This window comes from Streptomyces sp. WAC06614, from assembly GCF_003949795.1.
Taxonomy (GTDB): Bacteria; Actinomycetota; Actinomycetes; order Streptomycetales; family Streptomycetaceae; genus Streptomyces.
Genome location: NZ_RPRY01000278.1, coordinates 1 through 9,004, shown reverse-complemented (window position 1 = coordinate 9,004; position 9,004 = coordinate 1). Strand labels below are relative to the sequence as shown.

At 74.8% G+C, this 9,004-nt stretch carries 8 protein-coding genes; 4 read left to right on the top strand and 4 right to left on the bottom strand.

Annotated features, from left to right (window positions below):
• Positions 1–351: 351 nt before the first annotated feature.
• Together EF918_RS27655 and EF918_RS27650 are read right to left on the bottom strand one after the other, a co-directional pair.
• Positions 352–1,248, bottom strand: a complete 897-nt coding sequence (locus tag EF918_RS27655) for a CAP domain-containing protein (RefSeq protein ID WP_125651651.1) — start codon at positions 1,246–1,248, stop codon at positions 352–354.
• A 206-nt stretch (positions 1,249–1,454) separates the two neighbouring features.
• Positions 1,455–3,524 carry a phosphocholine-specific phospholipase C gene (locus tag EF918_RS27650; protein WP_125651650.1) on the bottom strand — a complete coding sequence of 690 codons (2,070 nt, stop codon included), beginning with the start codon at positions 3,522–3,524 and terminating at the stop codon, positions 1,455–1,457.
• Between the two features lie 254 nt (positions 3,525–3,778).
• On the opposite strand from EF918_RS27650, the gene EF918_RS27645 reads away from it, so the two are divergent.
• Complete coding sequence (locus EF918_RS27645) at positions 3,779–4,345, top strand: DM13 domain-containing protein (protein ID WP_125651649.1); 567 nt, start codon at positions 3,779–3,781, stop codon at positions 4,343–4,345.
• Positions 4,346–4,444: 99 nt separating this feature from the next.
• On the top strand, positions 4,445–5,545 hold the full coding sequence (locus EF918_RS27640) for an NAD(P)-dependent oxidoreductase (protein WP_125651652.1): 1,101 nt from the start codon (positions 4,445–4,447) through the stop codon (positions 5,543–5,545).
• 3 nt (positions 5,546–5,548) lie between these two features.
• Here EF918_RS27640 and EF918_RS27635 read toward each other — a convergent pair whose 3' ends face one another.
• The gene (locus EF918_RS27635) at positions 5,549–6,667 is read right to left on the bottom strand and encodes a sensor histidine kinase KdpD (RefSeq protein WP_125651648.1); all 1,119 of its coding nucleotides are present in this window, start codon (positions 6,665–6,667) and stop codon (positions 5,549–5,551) included.
• Entirely contained in the window at positions 6,667–7,419 is a 753-nt protein-coding gene (locus EF918_RS27630) for a response regulator transcription factor (RefSeq protein WP_125651647.1), read from the bottom strand. Before EF918_RS27630 ends, EF918_RS27635 begins: the two co-directional genes overlap by 1 nt.
• A gap of 114 nt (positions 7,420–7,533) precedes the next feature.
• Here EF918_RS27630 and EF918_RS27625 point away from each other — a divergent pair, with 114 nt between their 5' ends.
• Together EF918_RS27625 and EF918_RS27620 are read left to right on the top strand one after the other, a co-directional pair.
• Positions 7,534–8,331 carry a glycosyltransferase family 2 protein gene (locus EF918_RS27625; protein WP_125651646.1) on the top strand — a complete coding sequence of 266 codons (798 nt, stop codon included), beginning with the start codon at positions 7,534–7,536 and terminating at the stop codon, positions 8,329–8,331.
• A complete protein-coding gene (locus tag EF918_RS27620) occupies positions 8,328–8,960 on the top strand; it encodes a DUF2064 domain-containing protein (protein WP_125651645.1) in 633 nt (210 codons plus the stop codon). The genes EF918_RS27625 and EF918_RS27620 overlap by 4 nt, the downstream gene beginning before the upstream one ends.
• The last annotated feature ends 44 nt before the right edge of the window (positions 8,961–9,004 follow it).

Below are 9,004 nucleotides of genomic sequence, written 5' to 3'. Positions count from 1 at the left end.
GTCATCGAGACGCCGCCAGCCAGGCCGGCGGCGTCTCGATGACCGTCGGCGCGGAGCGCGCGACCGGGGGGCTGTGCCGGGTCGTACCGACCACGAACCGGACCGTGCCGAGGACGGCCGCCACGCTGGCGGCCGTGCACGACAGCCATATGAGCAGGTAACGCGGAATTCGGGGCACGGCCCTATGGTGACCGACCCGCCGGGCGGCCCGTCACCGCCTCCCCCCACAAGCGGAACGACCCCCTCGCGCCACCACGCCCTCCGGCCCGGGGAGGGGTCGGAGGGCGTGGCCTGTGGGGGGTTTCAGATGGTTTCAGGGGGTGCGCGGGACCGGTGGTCGCGCGGGGCCGGTCAGCGGGAGGCGCCGAAGTCCTGGGTCCACCACGGTCCGCCGTCGCCCTTGTGGACGCCTATGCCGATCTCCTTGAAGGCGCAGTTGAGGATGTTGGCCCGGTGACCCGAGCTGTTCATCCACGCGTTCATGACCGCGTCGGCGTCGGACTGGCCGCGGGCGATGTTCTCGCCGAGGCGGGACCACGCGTACCCGGCGGCCTCCACCCGGCTGGTCATGGTGGACCCGTCCGGGCCGGTGTGGGACATGACGCCGCTGCGGGCCATGGTGTCGCTGTACGCCCGTGCGGCGGCGGCCAGCTTGGCGTTCACGGTCAGTGGGCCGCAGCCGGCCGCCGCCCGCTCCTTGTTCACCAGGGCGAGCACCGCGGACTCCGCATCGGCGTTCACGGTGCCCGAGCCGGAGCCGGAGCCGGAGCCACCGGATCCTCCCGTGCCACCGGAACCGCCCGAGCCGCCGCCGGTGGTGGCCGGCTTGCCGGCGGGCTTGCCGGCCGGGGCCGCCTTGACCGGGGTGTCGTCGCCCTCCTCCTCGGACGGCTTCGCCGGCGCGGCCGAGGCCGAGGACCCGGCGCCGGGGCTCCCGGACGGGCTCGGGCTCGCCGAGGCGGAGGCGGAGGCAGAGGCGGATGCCGAGGGCGAGGCGGAGGCGTCGGCGCCGGGGGCACCGCCCGTTCCACGGGCGTCACCGCTGCTCGCGGTCGTGGACCCGGTACCGGCGCGGCCGTCGGCGCGCTGGTCCTTCCGGGAGGCATCACCGTCGGAGTCGGCCACCGCGACCCCGACCGCCACCGCCGCGGCCGCCGCGGTGACGGACAGCACGATGCGGGTGCGCACCGTCTTCCGGCGGCGCGCCTCGGTGCGGGACGGGGCTTCGGGAGTTCGGCTTCGGCTCATGCCGGTAACACCTCACAAGGGGGGAAGAGCGGGATCTGCCCGCAGCCTAGGCCGGTGATCAGCGAAAAGGACCCGCCGCAAGAGGTTCCTCAGGGTCCCTTAAGGAAGCCCGCAGGATCGCCTCAGGGATGCGCACGGGCCGCCGGCCGGGGTCCGATACCCCGGCCGGCGGCCCGTCCGCGGCCGTCGTGGCCGGTGCCCGTGCGTCAGGAACCCTGCTCCGTCAGGATCGCCGGGTCCGAGAGGCCCGCGGCGCCCGTCTCGACCTTGCCCGCGAAGCGGCGCAGGAAGTCGGGGGTCCCCGAGGCCGTGACCGTGACGTCGTACCAGCGCTTGGTGTTCTTCAGCGGGACGCTGTGGGTGACGGTCTCGCCCTTGCCGACGGTCAGGCGCTTCGGGCCGCCGCCGTACGCGTTGGTGACCGTCAGCGTGGCCGTCGTGCTGCCCGCGTTGGTGACGGTGAGGTCCAGATTGCCGGTGGTGGCGTTGTGGCGGGCCGTGACCTCGGGGCCGGCGGTGGTGCCCGGGTTGCGGAAGCCGCGCAGGAAGCCGTTCGGGCCGTGCACGGTCAGGTCGGTGACCCCGGCCGAGTAGCGGGTGTTCCAGGTGTCCGAGATCGACTTGCCCGCCTCGGTGGTGTACGTCCACGGGGCGTCCGTACGGTTGCCCGAGGTGACGTAGAACTGGGCGCCCAGGTGCGTGCCGCCGCTGAACGTCAGCTTGAACTTGCCCTCGGCGGTGAGCGCCGCGCCGTCCACGTACGGGGCGTACTTCAGCGGACGGGTCGGACGCATGCCCCGCTCCTGGCGCGGCATGGAGCCCACGGCCGGCGGGACGGCCCGGAAGTCCGGGTGGCGCTCGCGGTCCCGCGGCTCGAAACCGCCGGTGTCGGGCAGCCCGACCGCGCCGGTGTCCTTGCGCGTGAAGTCGAACGCCGAGGTCAGATCCCCGCAGACGGCGCGGCGCCACGGCGAGATGTGGGGCTCCCGCACACCGAAACGCTTCTCCATGAAGCGGATGACCGAGGTGTGGTCGAAGGTCTCGGAGCAGGAGTAGCCGCCGGTGCTCCAGGGGGAGACGACCAACATCGGCACGCGCGGGCCCAGGCCGTACGGGCCGGCGACGTGGCCGGCCTTGCCGGGGAAGACGTCCAGCGCGGTGGGCGCCGTGGACAGGCCCTGGTCGGCGTTGGCGGGGGCGTACGGCGGCACGACGTGGTCGAAGAAGCCGTCGTTCTCGTCGTACGTGATGAACAGCGCGGTACGGGCCCACACGTCCGGGTCGGAGGTGAGGGCGTCCAGCACCTGCGCGATGTACCAGGCGCCGAAGTTGGCGGGCCAGTTGGAGTGCTCGCTGAACGCCTCGGGCGCGGCGATCCACGAGACCTGCGGCAGCTTGCCGGCCTGCACGTCGGCGCGGAGCCGGTCGAAGTAGCCCTCGCCCGCCTTGGCGTCGGTGCCGGTACGCGCCTTGTCGTACAGCGGGGTGCCCGGCTGGGCGTTGCGGTAGGTGTGGAAGTACAGCAGGGAGTTGTCGCCGTAGTTGCCGCGGAAGGCGTCGTTGATCCAGCCCCAGGAACCGGCCGCGTCCAGGCCGTCACCGATGTCCTGGTACACCTTCCACGAGATGCCGGCCGCCTCCAGGCGCTCCGGGTACGTGGTCCAGCCGTAGCCCGCCTCGGCGTTGTCGAGGACCGGGCCGCCGCCGGTGCCGTCGTTGCCGGTGTGGCCCGACCACAGGTAGTAGCGGTTGGGGTCGGTGGAGCCGATGAACGAGCAGTGGTAGGCGTCGCAGACGGTGAACGCGTCGGCGAGCGCGTAGTGGAACGGGATGTCGTCGCGGGTCAGGTACGCCATGGTGGCCGGGGACTTGGCCGGCACCCAGTTGTCGTACGTGCCCTTGTTGAACGCGCTCTGGCCGCCCGCCCAGTCGTGGTTGAGGCCCTGGAGGTACTCCATGCCGAGGTCGTCCGACGGCGGCCGGAACGGCAGCGTCTCCTTGCCCGCGTTGTCGGTCTGGTGCCAGACCGACTTCCCGCTGGGCAGGGTCACCGGGCGGGGGTCACCGAAACCACGGACGCCGCGCAGGGCGCCGAAGTAGTGGTCGAAGGACCGGTTCTCCTGCATGAGGACGACGATGTGCTCGACGTCGGCGATGGTGCCGGTGGTCCCCTGGGCGGGGATGGAGGCGGCGCGCGCGATGCTCTCGTTGAGCAGGGTCAGCGCGGCGGCCCCACCGGTGAGCTGCAGAAAGCGACGGCGGTTGAGTTCTGCCATGGGAGGTATCGGCCTCTGTGATCGAGGGTGGCTGAGCGGCCCCCAGGCAAGCGGGCCCGGGGTACCGGAGAGGGAGCCTGGCGTGACGCCGCCGGGTACACCAGGCGAACACCAGTCGGATACCGTCCTTCTCCGGCCAGCCACGGGCCGCACCGCGTAATCCCTGCGTAATGGTTTCGGCCGCGCCCGTGCCGTTGACTGGTCCGCGACGGTGAACGGCCGTCGTGGCACGAGGCGATCGGGAGTGGTGGGCTGTGGGCACGCAGCGGGAGAACGGGCGGCGTCGGTCGGTCGTGGTGGGAGTGGTGTGCGCGGCGCTGGTCGTGGTGGCCGCGGGGCTGTTCCTGTTCGAGCCGTGGAAGCTGTGGACGAACGAGACCGTGCACGAGGCCCTGCCGGCCGCCACCGGCGCCGCCGCACCGGGTGGTTCCGCGTCGGCCGGGTCGCCCCCGCAGGGGGCGCAGCAGCCCCGGACCGTCGCACAGGGCTCCTTCATCAGCCACGAGCACGACACCACGGGCACCGTGAAGATCGTCCGGCTGCCCGACGGCTCCCACACCCTCCGGCTGGAGGGACTGGACACCAGCAACGGCCCGGACCTGCGCGTCTGGCTGACCGACGCCCCGGTCAAGCCCGGCACGGACGGCTGGAAGGTCTTCGACGACGGCAAGCACGTCAGCCTCGGCAAGCTCAAGGGCAACAAGGGCGACCAGAACTACGAGATCCCGGCCGGCCTGAACCTGTCCGACTTCACCAGCGTCACCATCTGGTGCAACCGCTTCAACGTCTCCTTCGGCGCCGCCGAGCTCGCCAAGGCGTAGCACCCACGCGGAACCTGCGGGGAGGGTGACGGAAGTCTTACGGCCCGGTGCGGGAGTCCCCGCGCCGGGCCTTTGCTCCGTAGCGTGCGGGGCATGAGCATGCGCGTACTTGTGACAGGAGGCGCCGGGTTCGTCGGGGCGCACGTGGTGACCGCGCTGGCGGCGGCGGGGCACGAGCCGGTGGTGCTCGACGCCCTGCTGCCGGCGGCCCATCCGCAGCAACCCCCGCGCCCGGAGGCCGAGTTCGTCCACGGCGACGTACGGGACCCCGAGACCGTGCGGCGCAGCCTGCGCGGGGTCGACGCGGTGTGCCACCAGGCGGCGATGGTCGGGCTCGGCAAGGACTTCGCCGACGCCCCCGACTACGTCGCCTGCAACGACCTCGGCACGGCCGTGCTGCTCGCGGCGATGGCCGCGGCGGGGGTGCGGCGGCTGGTGCAGGCCGGATCGATGGTCGTGTACGGCGAGGGGCGCTACGCGTGCGCCGCCCACGGCGTGGTCCGGCCCGGGCCGCGCGCCGTGGCGGACCTGGAGGCCGGCCGGTTCGAGCCGCGCTGCCCGTGGTGCGGGGCCGAGCTGGTGCCCGGGCTGGTGGCCGAGGACGCCCCGGCCGACCCCCGCAACGTCTACGCGACCACCAAGCTGGCCCAGGAACACCTGGCCGCGTCCTGGGCCCGCGCCACGGGCGGCACGGCCGTGTCGCTGCGCTACCACAACGTCTACGGGCCGGGCATGCCGCGGGACACCCCGTACGCGGGCGTGGCCTCGTTCTTCCGCTCCGCCCTGGCCCGCGGGGAGGCGCCGCGGGTCTTCGAGGACGGCCGCCAGCGGCGCGACTTCGTCCACGTACGGGACGTCGCGCGGGCGAACGTGGTAGCGCTGGAGTCCCTGGCGACGCCGGGAGCCCCGGCGTCCCCGGACCGGCCGGCGTCGGCCGACGGGGGCGGGTGGCACACCGCGTACAACGCGGGCAGCGGCGACCCGCACACGGTCGGCGAGATGGCCACCGTCCTGGCCCGGGCCCACGGAGGGCCCGAGCCCGTGGTGACGGGCGAGTTCCGGCTGGGCGACGTACGGCACATCACCGCCGACTCCGCCCGGCTGCGCACCGAGCTCGGCTGGCAGCCGGAGATCACCTTCACCGAGGGCATGGCGGAGTTCGCCCGCGCAGGGCTGCGCGCGTCGGCCGGGGCGGCGTAGCCGTCAGGCCGCGCCGCCCAGGGGCAGGGTGACCTCGAAGCGGCAGCCGCCGGGGACGTTGTGGACCTCCGCGCGGCCGGCGTGGGCCTCCACGATGCCGCGGACGATCGCCAGGCCGAGCCCGGCGCCGCCCGCCGTCGGGGTGCGGGCGGCGTTGCCGCGCCAGCCGGTGTCGAAGACCCGGCCCAGGTCCTCCTCCGGGATGCCGCCGCAGCCGTCGGTGACCGACAGCACCGCGCTGTCCTCCTGGCGGGCCACCGCCACGGCGACGGTGCCGTCGGCCGGGGTGTGGCGGATCGCGTTGACCAGCAGGTTCGCCAGCACCCGGGTCATCTCCTTGCCGTCGACCTCGACCGGCAGGTGCGCGATGTCCTCGCCGACCAGCCGCACGCCGTGCTCGCGGGCCAGCGGGTCGGCGCCCAGGAGGGCGTCGGCCGTCAGATCCCGCAGGGACAGCCGGCTGGGCGTCAGCGACAGGGCGCCGGCGTGGATTCGGGAGAGCTCGAAGAGGTCGCCGACCATGGCGTCGAGCCGCTCCACCTCGGTGAGGATCTGCCGGTGGTAGCGGGCGGGGTCGGCGGCCAGGCCGTCCTCCAGCGCCTCGGCCATGGCCCGCAGCCCGGCGAGCGGGGTGCGCAGGTCGTGGGAGATCCAGGCGACCAGCTCCCGGCGGGAGGACTCCAGCGCCCGTTCCCGCTCCCGGGAGGCGGCCAGCTTGGCACTGGTGGCCGCCAGCTCCTCGGCGAGGACCGCAAGTTCGGCGGTGGCCGGGGCGGGCGGCGCCGCGAAGCTGCCGCCGTCACCGAAGTCCCGCGCGGCCAGGGCGAGATCGCGGCTACGAGCCACCACCCAGCGGCCCATCAGCAGCGCGGTGGGCAGTGAGACGACGGCGGACATCGCCACGACGAGCGTGACCACCGTCAGGTCGTGCGGCGACAGGAACATCGCCTGGGCCACGGCGAGCGTGCCCGCGAGCATGGCGGTCACCGCCACGGCCGCCACGACCGACAGCGACACGGTCACGGACCTCCGCCGCAGCAGGCGCAGGGCCAGCGCGCCGACCGCCCCGGCACAGACCGCGCCACCCAGCGCGAACAGGGCGATCAGCAGGACGTCGTTCATCACGGGGTTCCCTCCGGGGCGGCGTACGGGTCGCCGGACGGCTCGAAGCGGTAACCGACGCCCCAGACCGTCTGGATCAGGCGGGGCGTGGCCGGGTCGTCCTCGATCTTGGACCGCAGCCGGCGCACATGGACGGTGACGGTGGACAGGTCGCCGAAGTCCCAGCCCCACACGTCCCGCATCAGCTCCTCCCGGTCGTGCGCCCGCCCCGGGTGCGCCATGAAGTGCGCCAGCAGATCGAACTCCCGCAGCGTCAGCGAGAGTTCGACGCCGTCCTTGGTGGCCCGCCGGGTGTCCGGGTCCACGGTGATCCCGGCCGCGCGCAGCACGCCGGTGCCCCCGCGGGCCGGGGTGCCCGCGCCGGCCGCCGCCCGGCTGCGGCGCAGCACGGACTCGACGCGCAGGACCAGTTCGCGCGGGCTGAACGGCTTGGTGACGTAGTCGTCGGCGCCCAGTTCCAGGCCCGCGATCCGGTCCTCCTCGTCCCCGCGCGCGGTCAGCATGATCACCGGCACCGGTCGGGCGGCCCGGAGCCGGCGGCACACCTCCAGCCCGTCGATACCGGGCAGCATCAGGTCGAGGACGACCAGGTCGGGGGCGCCGCGCGCGGCCCGGTCCAGGGCGGTGGGGCCGTCCGCGGCCTGGTCCACGGTGTGGCCGGCGCGCAGGAGGTACCCGGTGACGACCTCGGCGACGGTGGGGTCGTCGTCCACGACGAGGATCCGGGCGGGGGGTGAGGCTGGCGTGCTCATGGGGCAAGCCTCCCACCGCCGGTGCCGCGCCGGGGCACCGGGCCCGGCCCGGCGGGACGCCGTCCGCGTTTCGTAAGGAGTCGATGTCCCCCATGTCCGCCGCGGATTCCTACGGTGAGGGGTGTGACCCAAGACTCCGTTGACGTCGTCCTTCCCTGTCTGAACGAGGCCGAGGCCCTGCCCTGGGTCCTCGCCCGCATCCCCGCCGGCTGGCGGGCCCTGGTCGTGGACAACGGCTCCACCGACGGCTCGGCGGACCTCGCCCGCAGCCTCGGCGCGACCGTCGTCACCGAGCCGCGGCGCGGCTTCGGCGCCGCCTGCCATGCCGGGCTGCTCGCCGCCGAGGCCGAGTTCGTCTGCTTCTGCGACTGCGACGCCTCCCTCGACCCGGGTCTGCTGACCGGGTTCGTGCGGACCGTCGCCGAGGGCGGGGCCGACCTCGTCCTCGGCCGGCGCCGGCCGCAGGGGCGGGGCGTCTGGCCGGCCCACGCCCGGGCCGGCAACCTGGCGCTGTCGCACCTGCTGCGCCGCCGCACCGGGCTGCGGCTGCACGACCTCGGCCCGCTACGGGCCGCCCGCCGTACGGCCCTGCTCGGACTGGACCTCCGCGACCGGCGCAGCGGCTACCCGCTGCAGATGGTCGTCCGGGCCGCCGACGCGGGCTGGCGGATCCGCGAGGTGGACGTGCCGTACCTTCCGCGCAGCGGCCGGTCCAAGGTGACCGGCACCTGGCGGGGCACCTGGCAGGCGGTCCACGACATGCGCGCGGTCCTCGCCGAACCGGCCCGCACCACGGCCGGCCCCGGGCCGGCGGGTGGCGCCGGGCGCGCGCGTGCCGTGGGCGCCACGGGTGCCGCCGGGGCCGCGGGTGCCGCCGGGGCCACGGGGGCAGTGGGCGGGGGTGGCCGGTGAGTACGTTGCTCGTGATCGCCAAGGAGCCCGTTCCCGGGCGGGTCAAGACCCGGCTCACCCCGCCGTTCACCCCCGCGGAGGCCGCGGCCCTGGCCGAGGCCTGCCTCGTCGACACCTTCCGGGCCGTGGCGGCGGCCCCGGCCGAGCGCCGGGTGCTGGCGCTGGCCGGCGAGCCCGGGCCCTGGCTCCCGCCCGGCGTCGAGGTCGTCCCGCAGCGCGGCGGCGGCCTCGACGAGCGGCTGGCCGCGGCCCTGGCGGACTGCACCGGGCCGACCCTGCTGATCGGCATGGACACCCCCCAGGTGACCCCCCAACTGCTGGCCTCCGCCCTGGACTTCGGCCACTACGACGCCTGGCTCGGCCTCGCCGAGGACGGCGGGTTCTGGGCCCTCGGGCTCGCCGAGCCCGATCCGGACCTGGTGCGCGGCGTCCCCATGTCCGTGGCCAGGACCGGCGCCGTCCAGGGCGAACGGCTGCGCGCGGCCGGGCTGCGCACCGGGCGGCTGCCGGTCCTGCGGGACGTGGACACGGCCGACGACGCGCGGGCGGTGGCCGCCCGGGCTCCGCACGGACGGTTCGCCGCCCTGCACGCCCGGCTCACCGCCGGCTCCGCCGGGACGGCCCGATGAACGCCGCCACCACACCCGCCACCGCACCCGCCACCGCACCCGCC

Coding starts and splice junctions, on each gene's coding strand:
- EF918_RS27655 (WP_125651651.1), bottom strand. CDS start 1,248: ATGAGCCGAAGCCGAACTCCCGAAGCCCCGTCCCGCACCGAGGCGCGC.
- EF918_RS27640 (WP_125651652.1), top strand. CDS start 4,445: ATGCGCGTACTTGTGACAGGAGGCGCCGGGTTCGTCGGGGCGCACGTG.
- EF918_RS27635 (WP_125651648.1), bottom strand. CDS start 6,667: ATGAACGACGTCCTGCTGATCGCCCTGTTCGCGCTGGGTGGCGCGGTC.
- EF918_RS27630 (WP_125651647.1), bottom strand. CDS start 7,419: ATGAGCACGCCAGCCTCACCCCCCGCCCGGATCCTCGTCGTGGACGAC.
- EF918_RS27650 (WP_125651650.1), bottom strand. CDS start 3,524: ATGGCAGAACTCAACCGCCGTCGCTTTCTGCAGCTCACCGGTGGGGCC.